Genomic DNA, 20,966 nt, shown 5'->3' on the forward strand with positions numbered 1-20,966 from the left:
TCTGAGCACGTTAGTGGTTCCCCTGTGGCCATATTCTTGGCGATTTCTTGGGAACCGTTGGCCCGGCATTCGTGTGCTCCGGACCGGTCGCCACCGCCACGGTGGGAACCGCCGCCGCCGGGCGCCGCCGGATGACGGCCGCGGCCACCAGCAAGCCGACTCCCGCGGTGGCGAGTTCACTCAGCGTCACCACCACCCGGCTGACCAGCGCCACCACCCCGGCCACCGGAATCGGCAGGATGACACTGAGCGCGGCGGTCACGACCACCTCCCGAACACCGATGCCGTCGGGGGCGAACACGGCGATCACCCCGGCCACCGCGCCGAGGCCGAACGCGCCGAGGCAGAGCGGCAGCGCGCGCAGCGGCGGTGCCCCCATCGCCACGGCGAGGATCCACAGGTGAGCGCCCCCGATCACCCACGCCAGCAGTTGGGCGACGACCGCCTGCCGGATGCCGGTGCCGCAGATCGCCGTCGTCGGCTCGGGTCGGCGGCGCAGCCGACCGAGCAGGGTCGCGGCCCCACCCACCAGACCGGGGCGGACCAGGACCGCGGCCACCGGTAGGACGGCCAGCAGGAGCCAGCCGGACGACGCGCCGAAAACCTCCGGCCCGGCGGCCAGCCCCACGGTTGCGCCGGTCAGCAGGCTCACCACCAGGGCCAGCAGCCAGGCCGCGCTCATCCGGGCCGCCGGCACGCCGATGGCCCTGCCCATCTCGACGCTGACCAGGAAACCCATCACCTTGCCGGGTACGTACTTGACCAGCTGTCCGAAGTAGAAGATCCGGGCCGCGTCCACGGCGGGAACCCGCTCGCCGACGCCGGCGAGCATGGCCCGCCAGGAGATCATCGTGGCGACCAGACCGGCGGCGTTGGCCAGGACGGCCAGCGCCGTCATCGTCAGGACGAAGCCGGGTCGCTGGCCGCGGAGCGTGCCGGCCACCGTGGACCAGTCCTGACCGCGCAGCGCGAGCACGATGAAGACCACGGTCACCGCCAGTAACAGGCTCATGAGTACCCGGCGGGCCACTGCGGGCCAACGCTTCCGGGGCGCGGCGCTCACCGGTACGGTGATTTCCGGGAAGGCCTGCGGTGCGTCCAGTTCTTTTGTTGACACGCGGCACCTTCTCCGATCGTGGAAAGGAATCGAGCTGGTGGCTCACGCTAACCGCGAACCGCTTGCTTCTTCCTTGTCCGACGGATCGCCGGTCATTTCCGTCTCGGGCCCGGCGAAGCGTTCCCGGGCGTACAGCCGCAGCAGTTCCCCCATTCGGTAACTGCCTGGGGTCGAGGTCTCCAACAGCTGCGCGTCGACCAACCGCTCCAGGATGCGTTCGGTGTGCGCCTCCGAGCGGGCGAGCACCCGAGCGGCGGTCGACCGGCTGAGTTCGGTCATCGGCGAGGTGCCCAGCAACTTGAACGCCTCGGCGATGGCCCGCTCGGAGCGGTCCGGGCTGCCGGAGAGACGATCGTAGGAGCCGGCCATGCTGGCCCGCAGGCCGACACCGTCGAACTCGAGGTTGTCCAGCCGGCGGCGCTCGTCGGCGAGCCGGTCGCGCAGCTCGGCGAGCGGCCAACCGGGACGGGCCACGAGGCGGGCACCGACGATGCGCAGCGCCAGCGGCAGGCACTCGCACCACTCGGCGATGGCGGTCGCGGCCTCCGGCTCTGCCGCGACCCGTTCCGCCCCGACCCAGTGGCTCAGCAGCGCGATGGCGTCCGGGACGGTGAGCGGTCCGACGCGTAACTGGCGCACGTCGCTGAGCCCCGCCAGCGGCTGGCGGCTGGTCACCAGCGTCGCGCATCCGGCGCCGCTGGGCAGCAGCGGGCGCACCTGGGCGGCGTCGACGGCGTTGTCGAGGACCAGTAACAGCCGCCGCCCGGCGACGACCGAGCGGAACAGGGCCGCTGCCTCGTCGACCTGCTCCTGGTCGCAGCTCATGCTGACCCCGAGGGTGCGCAGCAGCCGGGCGAGTGCGTCGACCGGCGTCAGCGGCTCGGCGTCCACGCTGGTGCCGCGTAGGGCGATGTACAACTGGCCGTCCGGGTAGCGGCTGGTGAGCTTGTGCGCGGCGTGGATGGCCAGGGTGGACTTTCCCACCCCGGCCGTTCCGTAGATCGACACGACCGGGGCTGAGTCCGTTGTGCTGGCCGGCCTCAGCCAGTTCATGAGCGGCGCGAGATCGTCGTGCCGGCCGGAGAATCGGGCGATGTCGGCGGGTAGCTGCCGCGGCACGTGCCGGATCGGGGTGGTGACCGGGCCGACGTTGCCCGGGTACGGCTCGTCGAGTTCGCCGCGGAGTATGGCGACGTGCAGGTTGCGCAGCTCGGGGCCGGGCTCGGCGCCGAACTGCTCGACGACCTGCGCGCGGGTGTCGACGTAGTACTGCAGCGCCTCCGGGGTACGTCCCATCGCGCAGAGCGCCCGCATCTGCAGCGACACGAGCGGTTCGGCGAGCGGGTAGGAGCCGAGGATCCGGGCCAGCCGCTCGGCCACCGCCTCGGGGCTGCCGAGACGTAGCTCCTCGGCGCCCCAGGCGCCGGCCAGGCTGATCAACTGCGATGCCACGCTGCGCCTCACCCGGTTGGCCCAGTCACTGGAGAGGGTGGCGAGTGGGTCTCCCCGCCACAGGTCCATCGCCTCGCGCAGGGCGGCGATCCGCTTCTCGTCACTGATCCGCGTCGCCGCGCGGCCGGTGTCGATGAGACGGTTCAGCCGGTGCAGGTCCACCTGCTGGTGCTCGACGTCGAGCACGTAGCCGTCCCCGTGGCGACCCAGGCCGATGGTTCTGCCGGAGCCGTCGTCGGCCTGTGCCAGGGCCCGACGCAGCCGGGCGACATGGGCGTAGAGGGCGCTGCGGGGCGCCTCCGGAGCCGCCGGCCCCCACACCCGTTCCGTCAGGGTGTCGATCGACACCGGCGTGCCGGCGTCCACGGCCAGGGCCGCCAGGACTGCGCGACGCTGACGCGGCCCCACATCCAGCGGGCCATCCGCCGATTCCACCTCGATGGGCCCCAGTAGTCGGATCCTCACATGCTCTCCCCGCCATCACGGCTGACACCGGCCGGTGTGCTAATGGACGCCGACCGGCGTCCGGTACCTCTGTCGGAAGCGTGCGTCGAGCAGGTAGCGCAGGCCACCACTCAACGCCCCCGCGGAAATCGCGAGACTGTACAGAAAACTGAGTAGCGCGCTCGGCGGGACCATCCGCCAGCCCGCGGTGCGTCGGACGTAGTTCAACAGGGGGAGGTCGACGCCGATGAACCACGTCAGGAAGGCGAGCGGAACGGCCGCCAGGTAGGGGGAGACCAGCACCAGGGGGAGGCTGGTGGTGGCCAGGAAGGCGGCCGCGACCTCGGCGGGCCGGTGCGTGGCCTCTCGCTCGGGCTTCAGGTCGCGTTGCTTGAGGACCAGGGGAACCAGTGAGCCGGCCCGCCGATAGAGCTTCCGCAGGATCGAGGACAGCTGGTCGTCGTCGTCGTGGTAGCCGACCACGGACAGGGTGCGGGTGACCGGGTAATGCTCCGCGATCCGGAGGCTGAACTCGTGGTCCTCGTTGGCGTACTGGCCGAGCAGCCGCTCGTCGAACGCCCCGATGTCGTCGATGACCCGGCGGGGCACGGCGCCGCTGGCGAAGTGGCCGGTCCGGGCCGGCCCGAGCTTGCGGGTGGCGCGGTAGTGGCCGTAGAGCACCTGCACCCACTCCACCACGCCGTCGTCGACCAGGGGGCGGTCGCCGTAGACGCCCCAGACGGCTCCGTAGGAGGGGTTCTCCTCGAAGATCTTGACGGCGTTGGCGACCGCGTCGGGGGCGAGGGCCACATCGGAGTCGAGGAAGAAGAGGATGTCGCCGCTGCTTGCGGCAATGCCGCGGTTGCGCGCGGGGCCGGCACCGACATTGTCGGTCAGTTCGATGAGCCGGCAACCGAGCTTTCTGACGATCTCCGGTGTGTCGTCGGTGCTGGCATCGTCGACGACGATGACCTCGATCGACGGGTGGGTCTGGTGCAATGCCGAGAGCACGCTCAGGGAGATGGTCTTCCGGCTGTTGTGACAGGGGATTACCACTGACACCAGTGGCGCGTGGGCGGGCTTCATTGATGCTCCTCGGGCAGGGAATTCGGCTGCGCTGGGAGGTGGACGACGCACCTACTCGTCGGTTTCTCGTCATCGAGAAGACCCGTCGACCACCTTAGTGCCTGATCGACATCGGTAGACAACTGTCGATCGGTTTCATGCTGGTTAAATGCTCGGGATGCCCCGCCACCGCGTGTTCTGCGCCAATGTGACGCTCATCTCGTCAGGGTGCGGAGATGACGAACTGCTGGGCCTTGTGGTCGGACAAGCCATTGGGGAGGGTCAGATCGTAACTGTGTACCTTGATGTCCGGAGTGGTGAAGAGCCAATCGATACGCCACATTCGCGGCTTGTCACCCACCGGCCAGGTGACCGGGTAGAGCGAGGAGAGCGCCCTGCTCTGGTCGACCAGCCGGTCGGAGACCATGTCGAGGAGATTCATCGACGGTGACGTGTTCAGGTCACCGGCCATCACCGCCCGGTTCGGATTCTTTTCCAGGTCGGCGGCGATGGCCTGGTAGCTGGCCTGCCGAATCTCGAAGTTGAACCGGTCGATCTCGAACATGTTGCGGTCATCGTCGCTGCGCAGCAGCAGGATCCGGACCGGCGGCTGGAAGATGTGCGAGTTGTAGAACGACACGACCTGGCCGTTGACCCGGATGTCGGTACGCAGCGCCTGTGACGCGTAGAAGAGTGGTCGGTCGACGAGGGCCGGCGGCACCGGCTTCAGGTCGTCCGGCAGGTACGGCTGCGAGTCGAGCCACGCATGCCCGACCACCGGCAGCCGGGTGAGCGTGACGTTGCGCCCCTCGCGGACGATCGTGTAGCCGGGGAACGCGGCCTTCAACTGCGCCGTCTGGTCGATCTCGTATGCCTGCGCGAAGATGTCGACCAGCGAGTCGTCGACGTTGGCGTACTCGTGCAGCATGTAGACGTCGGCGTCCATCTCCCGCAGGAAGTCGTAGAACTGCGCCGTGGTGGTGCGCTGCTCCCCGCCGTTGCGCCGGTCCTGGTCCCAGTACTCGGTGTTCCAGGTCACCACCTTGACGGCGTCGGCGGGCGCCGGTGGCGGGGTGTAGAACACCGTCGCGAAGTTGATCCCGCTGTAGCCGACGCCGAGCACGAGGGCGAGCAGCGCCGCCCCGACCAGCCGCCTGCGCATCGGTCGCGCCAGCCAGGCGACGGGTAGCAGCACCACCGGGACCGCCGCCCAGACGATCGGCGGGAGCAGGTCCACCGGTCCCCACACGTAGGTCCGGGCGCTGAGCAGATGGTGCAGCACGACGACGACCAGCCAGCCCACGCAGGCCACGGCCGCGAGGCGTACCCCCCAGCGGGCCCGCCGGGACCGGCCGGAAGGCCCCGGCGACAGCTCCGGATCCTTTTCGTCCATTATTGCGGTCGTTCTTGCCGCCGCTTCCGTCATCGCAACTCCTTTACGTGGCTCCGGTTCCCGCCGAGGTCGGTACCGGCCGGGAAAAAGGTATCGATCGGCACCTTGCTCGAAGCTTGTTCCGGACACCAAGGAGGGGGCAATCGCCACTCACTAGCGTCACGAGTGCTAATACCGGATTCACCACCGAGGACGGAGCCGCCGGATGGAGCACGCGCAGCCTATCGACGCTCGCACGGAGCCGACGTCGGCGCGGCGGGGCTGGTCGGTTGGGTATGCGACTTGCCGGGCATTTGGGGGACCGGCCCGATTGGTCGGTAACGGTGACCGATGGATGGTCGGCCGGTAAATATCCAATGACGGTGAATGCCGGAAACGTCGCCGCTGTGCAGTCGTGACACTGCCGTCGAGAGCGCGGCATTTCTTCGAAACGGGAGGTGGAAGTGCACGTTGTGGTGACCGGAGCCGCCGGCATGTTGGGCACCGCGCTGTTGGCGCGCCCCTGGCCGGGAGTGACGTGGACCGGAGTGGACATCCGTCCACTCGCGCCCCGGGTACGAGGGCGGGCGAGCTTCGTCCGGGCTGACGTCCGGGACGTCGACGCGATGACCCGGGCCTTCCGCCGCGCGGACGTGGTCATCCACTCCGCCGCCGCGTTGCCCAGCCATCGGGCGGCGGAGATCCGATCGGTGGACGTGGAGGGCACCGGGGCGGCGTTGGCCGCGGCGCGGCGGGCCGGTGTGGACCGGTTCGTGCACATCTCGTCCACCGCCGTCTACGGGCTGCCCCGGGAGTGCCCCACCCCGGAGGACTACCCGTGTGAACCGGTGGACCCCTACTCGGCGGCGAAGCTCGGCGCCGAGACCGCCGTGCTCCGGCAGCGCGACCAGGGCCTCTGCGCCCCGATCGTGCGGCCCAAGACCTTCCTCGGCGAGGAGCGTCTTGGTCTCTTCGCCATGCTCTTCGAGTGGGCCGACGAGGGCCGGCACTTCCCGCTGATCGGCGGCGGCGACGTCGCCACCCAGATGCTCGACGTCGAGGACCTCTGCGCGGCGATCCAGCTGATCTGCGAGGCGCCCGACGACAGGGCCAACGACACGTTCAACATCGGCGCGCGCGAGTTCCGCACCCTACGGGAGGACTTCCAGGCCGTCCTGGACGCCGCCGGCCACGGCCGGCGGGTCCTGGCCATGCCGGTGGGGCCCGCCGTCACCGTGCTGCGCGTGCTCGCCGCGACGCGCCTCTCCCCGGTCTACAAGCGACTCGTGCACAAGCTCACCCGGGACTCGTACGTCTCGATCGACCGAGCGACGCAGCGGCTCGGTTTCAACCCGCGGTTCAGCAACGAACAGGCGCTGTTGAAGACGTACCAGTGGTGGCGGGCGAACGCCGCCGAAACGCGGCGCAGCGCCGGACGTACGCACCGCGACCCCTGGAAGCAGGGCGCCCTGAGCCTGGCGAAGGCGCTGTTCTGACACTCCACGGAGCAAGGAGAGGTCCGCCATGAATCACGCCCTGGAAGTCCCGACCCCCACCTCGTCGGACCTGCCCGTGGTCTCTGTCGACCCGGCCGTCGCCGTGCAGGCGCTGAAACCGCTGGCCCGCGTCACCGGACTGTTCGTCCTACTGCGACCCCGCCAGTGGGTCAAGGGCGGCCTGGTGCTGGCGGCGCCGCTCGTCGCGGCCCCCGGCGCCACGGTGACCCATATCGTGCCGCTGCTCGGCACGCTGCTGAGCTTCCTGGCCGCCGCCTCGGCCGTGTACGTCTTCAACGACCTCAGGGACCGGGAGCGCGACCGCCTGCACCCGGTCAAACGAAACCGTCCACTGGCCAGCGGGCGGGTGAGTACGACCGCCGCTGTCGTACTCCTCGTCGGCCTGCTCACCGGCACCGCCGCCCTGGCCGCCCTGCTACCTGCCCTGACCGGCGTGGTCGTCGCCGGCTACCTCGCCCTCAACCTCTGGTACTGCCTGGCACTCAAGCACCAGCCCCTGGTCGACGTGTCGGTCGTCTCCATCGGATTCGTCCTGCGGGTGCTCGCCGGCACCATCGCCGTCGGCGCGGCCGTCCATCCGGCGCTGCTGATCGGGGTCTACTGCGCGTGCCTCGCGCTCTCCCTCGGCAAGCGACGCCACGAACTGGCCGCCCTGTCGGCCGCCGGCGGTGAGGCCGGCGAGCACCGGCCGGCGCTGCGCGCGTACTCGGTGCACTTCCTGGACCAGATGGTGGTGGTCAACCTGGTGGCGGCGCTGATCGGCTACGTCGCCTTCGTCTGGACCCAGACCCCGCCGTACGGGCCGGTCACCGCCGGGTTGACCTTCCCGTTCGCCGCGTTCGCGGTACACCGCTACCTGCAGATGATCGCCATGGGCGGCTCCCGCGGCGATCCGGTCGAGGACCTCGTCCGGGACCGCGCGCTGCTGGTCAATCTCGGCCTCTGGGCCGCGGTGCTGGCGCAGGCGATGCTGGCCGGCACCTGGCACGTCTGGTAACCGATCGACACCCCTTGGAGAAGAGCGTGAGCAGCAAAGACTCCCACGAGTACGACCTCTGCGTCGCGGTCAACTACTACTCGCCCTACGTCAGCGGGCTGACCGAGGTGGCCCGGGTGCTCGCCGAGGGCCTTGCCGGGCGGGGCTGGCGGGTGGCGGTGGTCGCCGTCCGGCACGACCCGACGCTTCCGCTGCGGGAGAGCCGCAACGGCGTCGACGTCTACCGCAGCCCGGTGGTCGCCTCGATCGGCCGTGGCCCGGTCAGCCCCGGCTTTCCGGCCCTGGTGCGCCGGGTCGCCCGACGTTCGCGGGTGGTCAACCTGCATCTGCCCATGCTGGAGGGAGCGTTGATCACTGCCCTGCCGCTGCGGGTGCCGGTGGTGACCACCTACCACATCGACCTCTGGCTGCCGCCCACCCTGGTGACCCGGGCGGCGATGGCCGCGGTGCGGGTGTCGTCGCGGGTCACGCTGCGCCGCTCGGACGCCGTCGTCGTCAACAGCGACGACCAGGCGCGGTACTCGGAGCTCTGGTCGATCCTGCGGTCCAGCCAGCGGTCCGCGATTCCGGCACCCTGCCTCGACCGGCGCGGTGGGGAGGCGGCGTTCCGGGAGACCGGCGGCCCGCACATCGGCTTCCTCGGCCGGATCGTGCCGGACAAGGGCCTGGACTACCTGGTGGCCGCATTCGCCGAGATCCCGGATCCCGAGGCGCGGCTGCTGCTCGGCGGCGACTATCTGACCGTCGCGGGCGGAAGCGTGATCGACCGGATCCGGGCGGCCGCCGAACGGGATCCCCGGATCCGGATTCTCGGGCTGCTCCGTGGCCGGCAGATCAACGACTTCTACGCCTCCATCGACGCCTTCGCCCTGCCCTCCGTCGCCGAGTCCTTCGGCATCGCACAGGCCGAGGCGATGATGTGCGGCATCCCGTCGGTCACCACCGATCTGCCCGGCGGCCGGTATCCGGTCCTGGCGACCGGGATGGGAAGGGTCGTCCAACCGCGGGACCCGGCCGGGCTACGGGTGGCGCTGCTGGACGTGCTCAGCTGGGACGCCGACACCCGACGCGAGGGGGCCAAGCGGGCCCTGGAGGAGTTCGGTGTGGAGGGATGCCTGGACCGGTACGCGGCGCTGTTCCGGGTCCATGGGGCGCGGTCCGGCGCATTGATGTGAGTGGCGTTCCGATCAGTAGAATGGCAGCCACGTTCCGTCACGGAGGTGTAGATGCACAGCAGGGATTTCGGTCGTCTCGGCACGGTCAGCGCGCTCACCCTGGGCGGGGGCGGGATCGGCGGTGTGTGGGGGGCGACCGACCACGCCGAGGCGGTGGCGACCGTGCGGGCGGCCGTCGACGGTGGCGTCACGATGCTCGACCTGGCCCCGACCTACGGTGACGGCTACGCGGCCGAGAACGTCGCCGGTGCCGCGCTGCGCGGCATTCCGGCCGCGGACGTCCTGGTCACCAGCAAGATCGAACTGCCCGAGCAGGACGGCGGCGATCTCCCGGCGAAGATGATCCGCAGCCTGCACGCCACCCTGGAGCGTCTCGGCCGCGAGCAGCTGGATCTCTTCCTGCTCCACTCTCAACTGCACCCGCAGGGCTGGACCGGTCCCACTCCCCGGACACTCGGCTGGGAGCTGTACCGAGACCAGGTGGTGCCCACCTTCGAACGGCTGCGCGACGAGGGCAAGATCCGGGCCTGGGGGTTGACCGGTGTCGGCCACCCGCAGACCGTGATCGACGCCATGCACCAGCAGCCGCGCCCGGACGCGGTCCAGGCGGTGGTGAACGCCCTTGACCTGAGTGGCGACATGTGGCTGCTCGGCGCGTCGGCCGAGCCTCGGAACGACGAGATCCGCCGAGCCGCGGTCGCCGACGGCGTCTCGGTGATCGCCATCCGTGCCGTGGCGGCGGGAGCGCTCACCGGCGAGATCGACCGGTCCGTGGACGACGACGCCCCGGTCGCGGTCGACTTCGCCCGGGCGGAGCGGTTCCGCGCGCTCGCCGCCGAGTTCGGTGAGTCGCCCGCCTCGTTGGCCCACCGGTACGCCCTGAGCGTCCCCGGCGTGGCGACCGTGGTGCTCGGCGTCAAGAACCGCACCGAGTTGGCGGAGTGCCTCGCCGCCGAGGCCCGTGGCCCGCTGACCGAGGTCGAACGGAAGGCCCTGCTCGACCTGCGGAGCTGAGCGAACGGTGAGCCGGGCAGCGTGCCGGAAAGGCGTCCGCGCGGTGCGATGACCAGTGCGGCGGCGGGGCCGGCGGCACAGACGACGATCTGCGGGTGCCGCCGGCCCTCGCCCAGGTTCAGCGGTTCGCTGGCTCGCTGCTCGGGGCCGGTTGGACGCGCTCGAACCGGATCCGGCTCAGCCAGCCCGGCAGGTCGCTGAGCGCGTACAGCTCGCCGTGCACGTCGGCGTCGATCGCGGTCGGCTGGATGGGGAAGTTGCCGATGATGGCGCTCTCGTAGCCACCCCACGGTTTGGGGCGTACGGCGAAGGCGAGGGTCGAGCAGTAGTCGCTGGCGACGTAGGTGCCCCAGGCTTCCGGGGTGGCGGAGCCTCGGTACACCACACCGCCGGTCACCGAGCAGCTCTCGGTCATGTAGTGCTCGTACTCGAAGACCGGGTCGGTGTACTTCACGCCTGGCCGGCACTGCTCCGGGTCGAACACCGGGGTGCCCTCGCGGCAGGACCAGCCGAGGTTCGCGCCGCCCTGCCACGGGCGGATGTGGTTGATCTCCTCGACCAGGCCCTGGCCGACGTCACCGATCCACAGTGAGTTGTCGAGCTTGTCGACCGAGAACCGCCACGGGTTGCGCAGCCCGTACAGCCAGATCTCCGGCCGTGCGTCGCGGTTGCGGACGAACGGGTTGTCCCGGGGTACGCAGTAGGGCTTCGCGCCGCAGCTGCGGTTGACGTCGATCCGGACGATCTTGCCGAGCAGGGTGCCGAGGTCCTGACCGGCCTTGTACGGGTCGTTCGCGTGGCCGCCGTCGCCGAGGGACCAGTAGAGGTAGCCGTCGCGGCCGAACGCGACCTGTCCGCCGTTGTGGTTGTTGTACTCGGCGTGTTCCTGGGTGAGCAGCACCTGTAGCCGCTCGGGGGCGTCGACGGGCAGTCGCGCCAGGGTCAGGGCGCCGTCCGGGAGGCTGGTGTAGGCCACGTAGAGCATCCCGGTCCGCGCGAAGTCCGGCGCGGGGGTGATGCCGAGCAGGCCGCGCTCGTTGCCCGACGTGTCGACCCGGGCGGTCAGATCGAGCACCGGCTCGGCCGCCAGGCCGGTGTCCGGGTGGTAGGCGCGGACGGTGCCGTTCTTCTCCGCGATCAGCATCCGGCCGTCCGGCAGCCCGGTGAGCGCGATCGGACGCCGCAGACCGAAGGCCACCTGTTCGGAGACCACGGTCAGCTCGGTGAGCGGCACCTTGCCGGGGCGCGGCGCGCCGGCCGTGGCGGTGCCGGCGATCGCCGCCGACAGGAGCGCGGACAGGACCAGGACGAGCAGGCCGGCCAGTACGGGTACCGGACGCCAACGTGGTCGCGACATGTTCTCAGCTCCTTGAGCAGGTGGTGGGGAGTGCGCAGGCTGGGAGCGCGACCAACACTACATCAACTCTTATCAATGCGTTGGCTGGCGGCGCGGAACCGGTGGCCGGTGGAGTGGTCTTCGTACGATGACCGCCATGGATGTTGCGATCGTGACGAACGCGGTCGTGGCCGCGGTCTCGGTGATCACCGTCGGTGTCTCGGTGTTCTTCGCGCTCCGGCAACTGCGGCTGTCGCAGAGTGCGAACCACACCCTGGTCGCGATCGAGCTGCTCACCCGGGACCGGATGAGCGACGCCTTCCTGGACAGTCAGCAGTTCGTGCTCACCGAGCTGAGCGCGAGCTGTCCGCCCGGTCTGCGGGTCAGCGACCTGCCGCCCGAGGCTCGTAAGCACGTGAACCGGATCGCGTTGTACTACAACGGCCTGGGCCAGATGCTGGCCTTCGGCGTCGTCGACCCGGCGTTGTTGATCGGCACGGGTGGGTTCCGCGCCCGAGAGGCGTGGAGCGTGCTGGAGCCGTACATCCTCGCCGAGCGGGCAGCGCGCGGTGAGTCGTATCTGGCCAACTTCGAGCATCTCGTGGTGCTCGCCACCGAGACGCCGTGGTCGGTCGCGGTGCGCAAGCTGCGCCTACGCCGGTTCGGCAGCTACCCGGCCAGCCTGGGTCTGGTGACCGGGGCGGGTGACGCGGCTGGGCCGGCGCCGGCCGCTGACCCGGTCGGTGAACGCGGTGTCGGTTCCGCGGGCTCCGTCTGACGACCACCGCGCCCACCGGCCCGGGTGGGCCGGGGAGGTCGGATCGGTGCGCGCCACGCATCGCTGGCCGGCGCCTGCTCGTCCGCCGGGCGGATCAGAGTGGCTGATGTTCACGTGCACATTGCGCGTGACGGTGATAGCGCAGTCGACGTGCCGCACCGGTGTGGATCTCTGACCCGCTACCGCCATCGATCGACAGTGTGGTGGTCGGGCTGACCGGTCGGTCCGACGTGCCCGTCTTAGCTGGTCTTTTTCCGGACGTTGGGCTGAACTTCTTGAGCGCCCCGTAACTTTGTGGCAATCTCACTGCCATCGATGTGTAGCGTTCTCTCGTCTCCTGTGGTCTGCACCGATGGGCACCTGAGTCGCCGGGCGATGTTAGCGCTAACTCGTCGAAGTGACGCGACTCTGGAAGGTGCTGAGACACATGAGGAATCTCGTACATCCGAGCAGATCTCCGCGACGACGGTGGTCGACCACGGCAACGATGCGCGCGCTGGCGGTGGGGTTGCTGGTGGCCGGCACGGTCCTGGTGCCCAGCGGTGCCGCCAACGCGGGCACCACGTTGGGCACCTCGGCGGCGGAGAAGGGGCGCTACTTCGGCGCCGCCGTCGGCACGTACAAGTTCAACGACAACACGTACATGACGGTGCTGAACCGCGAGTTCAACAGCCTGGTCGCCGAGAACGAGATGAAGTGGGACGCGACCGAGCCGCAGCGGGGCGTGTTCAACTACAGCGCCGGTGACCGCATCGTCAACCACGCCCGCTCGCGCGGGATGAAGGTGCGCGGGCACACCCTGCTGTGGCACGCCCAGCAGCCCGGCTGGGCGCAGGGCCTCTCCGGCGGCGACCTGCGCAACGCCGCCATCAACCACGTCACCCAGGTGGCCAGCCACTTCCGGGGGCAGATCTACTCCTGGGACGTGGTGAACGAGGCGTTCGCCGACGGCGGCAGTGGCGGCCGGCGGGACTCGAACCTGCAACGCACCGGCAACGACTGGATCGAGGCGGCGTTCCGCGCTGCCCGCGCGGCCGACCCGAACGCCAAACTCTGCTACAACGACTACAACACCGACGGGATCAACGCGAAGTCGACAGGCGTCTACAACATGGTCCGGGACTTCAAGTCCCGGGGCGTGCCGATCGACTGCGTCGGTTTCCAGTCCCACCTGGGCACCACGCTTCCCGGTGACTACCAGGCCAACCTCCAGCGCTTCGCCGACCTGGGCGTGGACGTGGAGATCACCGAACTGGACATCACCCAGGGCGGCAACCAGGCCAACATGTACGGCGCCGTCACCCGCGCCTGCCTGGCGATCTCGCGCTGCACCGGCATCACCGTGTGGGGCGTACGGGACTGTGACTCCTGGCGCGGCGGCGACAACGCACTGTTGTTCGACTGCGCCGGCAACAAGAAGCCCGCGTACACGGCGGTCCTCGACGCCCTCAACGGCGGCAGCACCCCGACCCCGACCGGCAACCGGTTCCGCAACGAGGGGTCCGGCCGGTGCCTGGACGTCAACGGTGCGAGTTCGGCGAACGGCGCACAGATGATCATCTGGGACTGCCACAGCAACGCCAACCAGCAGTTCACCCAGAACGGGCGGGCATTGCAGGTGATGGGCAAGTGCCTGGACGTGCCGAACAACGCCGCCGCCGGCACCCGGGTGCAGATCTACGACTGCCACGGTGGGGCGAACCAGCAGTGGAACGTCAACAGCAACGGCACGATCAGCAACGCACAGACGGGGCTGTGCCTGGACGTCAACGGCGCCGCCACCGCCAACGGCTCCGCGGTGATCGTGTGGAGCTGCCACGGCGCGGCCAACCAGCGCTGGGCTCGGGCCTGAGCTGATGAGCGCGACAGTCGGCACCGCACAGAGGGGAACGACGATGGTCAGATTCCGCCCGAACCGCTCGTTGAGCCGGATGCTCGCCTGCGCCCTGGCCACTCTCGTTGCGGTGCCGGCTGTCGTGCTCGCGGCTGCCGCACCGGCAGCCGCCGACACCAGCCAGTTCCGTGGGGTCAACTGGGCCAGGCTGGGTGACAACTTCCACGGCGGCCCGCTGGTCCTGCACGGGCTGAACAGCTCCGACAGCTACGCGACCGTGCTGGCCAAGGCCAACGCGATCTACACCGGCTTCCAGACCAACCTGGGCGCCAACACGGTCCGGCTGCCGATCAACACCTACACCGTCGGTACGAGCTGGTGGAACGCGTACACCGGCGCGATCGACGCGGCCACCGCGAAGGGTCTCCGGGTCGTCCTCTCCTACTGGGACGACGGCGTGGCCGCCAGCGGCGGACGGATCGTCGACACCACCGCCTTCGACACCATGTGGAACACCGTGGTCGCCAGGTACGGCGGCAACGACCTGGTGTACTTCGAGCCGATGAACGAGCCGGGCGGGCACAGCGCCGCGGACTGGGCCAACGTGGTGAACAACTGGCTCACCGCCCGTCCGGCGATCCCCCGCCACCGGGTCTTCGTCAGCGGCGCCGGCCTGAACACCGACATCAGGTCGATGTGCGCCGACCGGCGGCTCGACGGAACGATCGTGTCGCTGCACCACTACACCTTCTTCAGCGGCGCGAAGACCTACGACCAGTGGGTGACGTTCCTGCGGGACGCGATCGGCTCCTGCGCCGCCCGTACCGTCATGGACGAGTTCGGTGCGCCGATGGACACCGGGCTCAACTACCACGACACCACCAGCACCGACAACTTCGTGCGCTACTTCCGCGCCACCACCGACGTGCTGCGGGAACTGCGGATCGGCTCGATCTACTGGCCGGGTCTGGGCGGCAAGGTCACCGCCGGTCAGGGCGACGACTGGTACGCCATGCAGAAGCTGCACGGCACCGGCACCAACCTGACCCTGAGCACCCCCAACGCCAGCGGACTCGACCGCCTCCGGTACGCCTGGGGCCTGACCGACGGCGGCACCCCGGACCGGGTGAGCCGGCTGCGCAACGTCGGCACCGGGCAGTGCCTGGACATCCCCGGCGCGACCACCGCGAACATCCAGGTCCAGGTGTACGCCTGCAACGACAGCGCCGCCCAGCGGTGGACCGTGACGGCCGGTGGGCAGCTCACCGCCCTCGCCGGCCAGCGGTGTCTCGACGCGTACAACCGGGGAACCACGAACGGCACCGTCGTCGGCACGTACGCGTGCAACGGCGGCGACAACCAGCGGTGGACGGTCGGCGGCGACGGCACGATCCGTGGCGCGCAGTCCGGGCTCTGCCTGGACGTGAACACCACCACGGCCAAGGTGCAGCTCTGGGCCTGCTGGGGTGGCGACAACCAGAAGTGGCAGGTGCAGACCGCCTGACCCGGCATTCATCAGCAACGGTCCGTGCCGTCCGTACCGACTCGGCGGGCGCGGTAGGTCAATGGCTTCCGGGACGGTCCGACTGTCGCGCGCAGAGGCGCATCGCCTCGGCGGGGCACGGGCCGTCGCGGACGTGGAGGGAGAAGAGATGAGATCCGTCGTCCATGCCGGGAAAGGTTGCCTACTCGCGCTGGGGGTGTTCGTCTCCGCCGCGTTGCCGGCCGTGATCGCAGATCAGGCGCCGGCCCTGGCCGCGGTCCAGGAGACGCTCCATGTCGCACCGAACGGGAACGACGCCAACCCCGGCACGCTCGCCGCGCCGTTCCGGACGCTCCAGCGCGCGCGGGACGTGGTCCGGACGAAGACGGCGAGCATGACCGGCGACATCCAGGTCTACCTTCGCGGTGGCAGCTATCCGGTGAGCAGCACGATCGAGTTCGGGGCCGGTGACTCCGGCACCAACGGCCATCGGGTGATCTACTCCGCGTACCCGGACGAGACGCCGGTGCTCGAGGCCGGTGTGCAGGTGACCGGCTGGACCCAGCACAGCGGCAACATCTGGAAGGCCCCGCTCGACCGGGCCAACAAGCTGCGGGCGCTCTACGTCAACGGCCAGCGGGCCCACATGGCGGCCAAGACGATCACCTCGGCGGGCTGTCACGGCACGTACACCATCACCGCGGGACAGGCCGACTGGGCTTGGGAGTCGGGCTCGCAGTGCGCAGGCGCGAGATACAGTACGGCCGATTTCCCGGCGATCTCCCAGAATCAGGAAGACATCGAGATCGAGACGGCCACCACCTGGACCACGGCCATCGTGGGAGTCCGGCAGGTGACCACCGAGGGCGGGAGCCGCGTCGCGCTGTTCCAGCAGCCGGGTGCCGCCATCGCCCAGGGGGCGTTCAACGGCAACGCGCAGATCAACGGTTCGCACAAGGTCATGAACGCCTACGAGTTCCTGGACACGCCCGGGGAGTTCTACTTCGACAAGACCAGCCGGACGCTGTACTACTACAAGGCCGGCGCCGACAACATGTCCACCGCGTCGGTCTTCGCGCCCAACAACGTGACCACCGTGCTGCGGGTCGCCGGCACCTCGACCAGCAACCAGGCGCGCGACATCACGTTCTCGGGGCTCACCGTGCGGCACTCCGACTGGAACCTGTTCAACGTCGCCGGCTCCGTGTACAAGCAGGCCCAGCAGGGCAATCTCGGCGCCCAGGCGTACGCGCGCGGCAACTTCCACGTCTACTACTACCGCAACGTCGACGTCACCCCCGGCATCATCCACCTGCAGAACGCCAGCGGGATCCGGTTGGAGCGGAACCGGATCGCGCACACCGGAGCCGACGGGATCAACCTGGTCAACGACGTGACGAACACCCAGTTGATCGGCAACTACACGAACGACATCGCCGGAACGGCGATAAGCGTCGGCCACCCGCAGCACGTCTTCATCGGTGACCACACGTCGAGCAACCGGGAGAAGTACCCGCCGCAGGTCGAAGGGCCGCCGAAGAACATCGAGATCAGGAACAACTATATCCACGACAGTGCGGTGCTGTTCAACGGGCACGGCGCGGTCGCGGCGTACTTCGCCGACACCCTGACGGTGCAGCACAACCGCATCGAGAAGGCGCCCTGGGCGGGTATCACGATGGGCTGGGGGTGGTGGAACTTCGACGGCTCCGCAGGGTCGATCGCGCCGAACCGTCCCACCACCACGGCGAAGAACAACACCATCAGCCACAACCACATCATCGACACGGTGCAGCGACTCAGCGACACGGCGCCCATCTACACGCTGGGCAGCCAGCCGGGCACCACGATCCACGACAACTATTTCCAGGGTGTCCCGGCCGGCCACAAGTACGGGCTCCACCCGGACGAGGGCTCGGCGTTCATCACCTTCCGGGACAACGTCCTGAGCGTGGACAAGAACATCACCTGGATGATCAACTCAGACGACTTCGGGCGTAAGCACGATCTGAGCATCACCCAGACGTACGGGCCGATCAACAAGGTCTCCAACAAGAACCTGCCCAACAGCACCATCCACGACATCCTCGTCTCCGCCGACTACGTCTGGCCGGCGGCGGCCTACGGGATCGCGGTCAACTCCGGGCTCCAGGACTCCTTCCGGGACATCACCCAGCCGCGCAACCTGCCGATGCAGGACTACGTCCTGCCGGCGAGCACGTTCGTCGGCAGCGGCACGTCCTCGATCCCGATTCGTAGCAGCGGTGACCCGACGAGGTCGCTGTGGCTGGCCCCGGCCGGCACCACCACCTTCGCCGCCGGTCCGACGATGACCAGGGCGGACGGCAACGCCACCGCCATCGCGGTGCCGACGGCGTCGGGTGACTACCGGCTCTACGTGGTCGACGCCCAGGGGAGTCGGTCGGCCGAGTCGAAGTCGCTCGTCCGGCGGCAGGGCACCGGCGGTACGCCTGACACGCAGCTCGTCGGCGGCCAGTCCGGCCGTTGCCTCGAGGTTCCCGGCGCCACCAGCACAAACGGTACCCAGACGCAACTGTGGGACTGCGCCGGCGGCTCGCACCAGCGCTGGACCTACACCGCGAGCAAGCAGTTCACCGTGTACGGCAACAAGTGCCTGGACGCCAACGGCGCCGGCACCACCAACGGCACCACGGTCATCATCTGGGACTGCCACGGCGGTCTCAACCAGCAGTGGAACGTCAACGCCAACGGCACCATCACGAACGTCCAGTCCGGACTGTGCCTCGACGCCAACGGCGCCGCCACCGCCAACGGAACGAAGATCATTCTTTGGTCCTGCAACGGCGGCGCGAACCAGCAGTGGAGTCGACGCAGCTGAGAGCCGCAACCGGAGGGGCCAGGCACCGGCGGTGCCTGGCCCCTCCGACGTCAGAGAAGCGCAGCGCGCGCGGAGACCGACGCCCTGGACGAGGCGCGGGTGAGCTGGCACCATGTGCCGATCATGAAGCGGGATCGGATGGAGAACCTGGTGAACAGCTCGTGGCCGGGGTCGGGCGGGCTGTCGGTGCGATCGGGTGTTCGCGCGGTGGGCCGGCTGACCGTGGCGGCAGGTGTGGCTGTCGCGCTGGCCCTGGCGGCCGGCTGCGCCGACGCGGCTTCGCCGGCGTCGGCTCCGAGCCCGTCGGTGAGCGCGGCGGAGCAGGACCTCCACACGTGGCTGCACGAGGGTGCGAAGAAGGTCGGCCAGGACACCTACTCAACCCGGTTGACCATTACACGCCGGGACGTCGAGGGAGCTTCGGTCAGTACGAGAGTCGAGATGACGGTGGATCCGGCCAGGCGCCGCAGCGACATGAGCATCCACTTCCCCATTCGGCAACCCGGCCATTTCCAGTGGGTCGAGATCAAGACCGTCGACGGCGAGAGTTGGGCGCGGTTCTTCGGCTTCGGGGCGCCTCCCGAGAGGTGGCTGGCGGTCGACCTGCCGCGGCTGCTGGGTGACGACTCCTCGATCTTCATGGGTACGCAGGCGACGGACGACCTTCAGGAACTGGTGAAGACGTCGGTCGAGCTGCGGCTCGTCACCGAACGAGCCGTTCGTGGTGTCCTCGACCTACGCCGGCATCCACAGCTGACCGCCGAGCTGCGTGAAGAATTGTCGGGGACGAACACGATGGTGCCGTTCGACGCCACCCTCGACGCGCAGGGTCGGCTGACGAACCTGACGCTGCACTTCGATCAGGTGGAAGCGGGCGCCGGTGAGTGGCAGCTCCTCTACCACTCGTTCGGTCGGCGACTGCCGATCGAACCGCCACCGGCCGGGGACGTACTCGAAGCGGACGACCTCGATCCGCGACTGCTCGCCGAATTGCGCGACGTCGGCTGGTTGTAGGCGGGCCGCCGTACCCACCCACGGCATCGCCGCGGCTACGATCGGCCGGTGGCCCGACCCCTCGACCGCATCGCCCTGATCTCCGACGTCCACGGCAATTTGACCGCGCTGGAGGCCGTGCTGGCCGACATCGACGCCCGCGGCATCGAGCGGATCTTCAACCTCGGTGACTACGTCGGCAAGGGGCCGCGCGGTCGCGAGGTGATCGAGGTCTGCCGGGAGCGGTGCGAGGTCAACATCCTCGGCAACTGGGACGACTTCCTCCCCGACCCGGATCGGACCTACGACAGCGAGGCGTTGGCCTGGTGGCTGGCGCAGCTCGCGGACGGCCAGGGCGACTGGCTGCGCGGCCTGCCGTTCAGCCACGACTTCCTGCTCAGCGGGCGGCGGGTGCGACTCTTCCACGCGTCGGCGACGACCGTGCACCGTCGGGTGCGGTTCGACCACGACGAGGCCGAGTTCCTCGGCATGTTCGCCAACACCCCGGCGACCGGCGACGGGCCGGAGCCCTCGGTGGTGGGTTACGGTGACACGCACGATCCGTTCTACGAGGTGGACCGCGAGCGCCGCACCCTGTTCAACACCGGCAGCGTCGGCAACGCGATGGACGATCCGACCCCGGTCTACGTGATCCTCGAAGGTGTCGTCGACGCGGAGTTCGACGCGCCGTTCTCGATCCAGTTCGTCCGCGTGCCGTACGACGTCGAGGCGGAGCTGACCGTGGCGGCTCGGCTGGGCATGCCGGAGCTGGCCGGGTACGTCTCCGAGCTGCGGCACGGCGTCTACCGCGGCGAGATGCACGATCCGGACGGACCGAAGTACCACCGGCAGCCGAGGCCGCGGCAGCCGGCCGGGTGACCGGTCCGGCACCACGGGGCGCACGCCCGGCGAGAGCGAGCCCGGGTCACCGCGAGATCGTCGTGTCGAGCATGTCGACGAGGTGCTCGGCGGCCGTTGCCGTGTCGTAGTCGGGGTCGTGGAGCTGCTCGGCGACGATGGCGTCGATGCCGCCCCCGACGATGATCGCCGTCGTACGCGTGTCGATGTCACCGCTGGCGCCGCAGGTGAGCCGGGCCGCGTCGATGAGCTGGGCCAGGGGACGCCAACGGGCGGCCGGATCATGGTCATCGTTCTCGTGCACCATCGCTTCGATGATCATGCGGGTGTGTCGCGGATGCTCCCGTAGGTGTCCCACCATCGACCTGACGTACGCGGCGGGCCGGTTCGCAGGGTCGGCGGCCTCGACCGCGGCGGCGACGTCTGCGACAAGGGCGGCGAGGGCGTGCTCGTGGGCGGCGCGTACGACGGCGGCCTTGGTGGGGAAGTGATAGAGCACGGCGGCCTTGGTGATGCCGGCGCGCTCGGCGATGGCGGCCAGTGAGGCACCGGCGTAACCCCGGTCGGCGACCAGCTCGATGGTGACCTCGATCAGTTGGGTGCGGCGGGCGCGCTCGATCAGGGTCAGTTCGCCCGTCGCGCCCTTTCGTCTCCTTGTCACCCGCCAGATT

Annotated in this window: 16 protein-coding genes; 10 read left to right on the forward strand and 6 right to left on the reverse strand. The window is 69.4% G+C overall.

The window, feature by feature from the left end:
- Positions 1 to 10: 10 nt before the first annotated feature.
- From O7597_RS18175 to O7597_RS18190, 4 genes are all read right to left on the reverse strand, one after another.
- Entirely contained in the window at positions 11 to 1,117 is a 1,107-nt protein-coding gene (locus tag O7597_RS18175; protein ID WP_281580225.1) for a lysylphosphatidylglycerol synthase transmembrane domain-containing protein, read from the reverse strand.
- Positions 1,118 to 1,159: 42 nt separating this feature from the next.
- Positions 1,160 to 3,034 (reverse strand): BTAD domain-containing putative transcriptional regulator, encoded by a 1,875-nt coding sequence (locus tag O7597_RS18180; RefSeq protein WP_281580226.1) that lies wholly within the window; start codon positions 3,032 to 3,034, stop codon positions 1,160 to 1,162.
- 39 nt (positions 3,035 to 3,073) lie between these two features.
- Positions 3,074 to 4,099, reverse strand: a complete 1,026-nt coding sequence (locus O7597_RS18185) for a glycosyltransferase (protein WP_281580227.1) — start codon at positions 4,097 to 4,099, stop codon at positions 3,074 to 3,076.
- A 202-nt stretch (positions 4,100 to 4,301) separates the two neighbouring features.
- Positions 4,302 to 5,504, reverse strand: a complete 1,203-nt coding sequence (locus O7597_RS18190) for an endonuclease/exonuclease/phosphatase family protein (RefSeq protein WP_281580228.1) — start codon at positions 5,502 to 5,504, stop codon at positions 4,302 to 4,304.
- A gap of 410 nt (positions 5,505 to 5,914) precedes the next feature.
- On the opposite strand from O7597_RS18190, the gene O7597_RS18195 reads away from it, so the two are divergent.
- The 4 genes from O7597_RS18195 to O7597_RS18210 are packed head-to-tail and all read left to right on the forward strand — an operon-like array spanning position 5,915 to position 10,153.
- On the forward strand, positions 5,915 to 6,946 hold the full coding sequence (locus tag O7597_RS18195; RefSeq protein WP_281580229.1) for an NAD-dependent epimerase/dehydratase family protein: 1,032 nt from the start codon (positions 5,915 to 5,917) through the stop codon (positions 6,944 to 6,946).
- 28 nt (positions 6,947 to 6,974) lie between these two features.
- Positions 6,975 to 7,964, forward strand: coding sequence for a UbiA prenyltransferase family protein (locus O7597_RS18200; protein WP_269739520.1), 990 nt, complete (start codon positions 6,975 to 6,977; stop codon positions 7,962 to 7,964).
- Between the two features lie 26 nt (positions 7,965 to 7,990).
- A complete protein-coding gene (locus O7597_RS18205) occupies positions 7,991 to 9,139 on the forward strand; it encodes a glycosyltransferase family 4 protein (protein WP_269739519.1) in 1,149 nt (382 codons plus the stop codon).
- A gap of 51 nt (positions 9,140 to 9,190) precedes the next feature.
- Positions 9,191 to 10,153: an aldo/keto reductase gene (locus O7597_RS18210; protein WP_281580230.1), complete on the forward strand. Its 963-nt coding sequence runs from the start codon at positions 9,191 to 9,193 to the stop codon at positions 10,151 to 10,153.
- A 118-nt stretch (positions 10,154 to 10,271) separates the two neighbouring features.
- Here the strand turns inward: O7597_RS18210 and O7597_RS18215 are convergent, their stop codons facing one another.
- Positions 10,272 to 11,510, reverse strand: coding sequence for a PQQ-dependent sugar dehydrogenase (locus O7597_RS18215; protein ID WP_281580231.1), 1,239 nt, complete (start codon positions 11,508 to 11,510; stop codon positions 10,272 to 10,274).
- A gap of 136 nt (positions 11,511 to 11,646) precedes the next feature.
- Between O7597_RS18215 and O7597_RS18220 the strand changes: the two genes are divergently transcribed.
- The 6 genes from O7597_RS18220 (at position 11,647) to O7597_RS18245 (ending at position 20,316) form a co-directional block, all read left to right on the forward strand.
- Positions 11,647 to 12,267, forward strand: coding sequence for a hypothetical protein (locus O7597_RS18220; RefSeq protein WP_281580232.1), 621 nt, complete (start codon positions 11,647 to 11,649; stop codon positions 12,265 to 12,267).
- A gap of 487 nt (positions 12,268 to 12,754) precedes the next feature.
- Positions 12,755 to 14,119, forward strand: a complete 1,365-nt coding sequence (locus O7597_RS18225; RefSeq protein ID WP_269739515.1) for an endo-1,4-beta-xylanase — start codon at positions 12,755 to 12,757, stop codon at positions 14,117 to 14,119.
- A gap of 43 nt (positions 14,120 to 14,162) precedes the next feature.
- Entirely contained in the window at positions 14,163 to 15,605 is a 1,443-nt protein-coding gene (locus tag O7597_RS18230; RefSeq protein WP_281580233.1) for an RICIN domain-containing protein, read from the forward strand.
- A gap of 148 nt (positions 15,606 to 15,753) precedes the next feature.
- Entirely contained in the window at positions 15,754 to 18,444 is a 2,691-nt protein-coding gene (locus O7597_RS18235; RefSeq protein WP_281580234.1) for a ricin-type beta-trefoil lectin domain protein, read from the forward strand.
- A gap of 123 nt (positions 18,445 to 18,567) precedes the next feature.
- A complete protein-coding gene (locus tag O7597_RS18240) occupies positions 18,568 to 19,458 on the forward strand; it encodes a hypothetical protein (protein WP_281580235.1) in 891 nt (296 codons plus the stop codon).
- Between the two features lie 48 nt (positions 19,459 to 19,506).
- Positions 19,507 to 20,316, forward strand: coding sequence for a metallophosphoesterase family protein (locus tag O7597_RS18245; protein ID WP_281580236.1), 810 nt, complete (start codon positions 19,507 to 19,509; stop codon positions 20,314 to 20,316).
- Between the two features lie 46 nt (positions 20,317 to 20,362).
- On the opposite strand, the gene O7597_RS18250 is transcribed toward O7597_RS18245, so the two are convergent.
- Positions 20,363 to 20,956 carry a TetR/AcrR family transcriptional regulator gene (locus O7597_RS18250; protein ID WP_281580237.1) on the reverse strand — a complete coding sequence of 198 codons (594 nt, stop codon included), beginning with the start codon at positions 20,954 to 20,956 and terminating at the stop codon, positions 20,363 to 20,365.
- Positions 20,957 to 20,966 lie beyond the last annotated feature (10 nt).

Source organism: Verrucosispora sp. WMMC514 (genome assembly GCF_027497295.1).
GTDB lineage: Bacteria > Actinomycetota > Actinomycetes > Mycobacteriales > Micromonosporaceae > Micromonospora > Micromonospora palythoicola.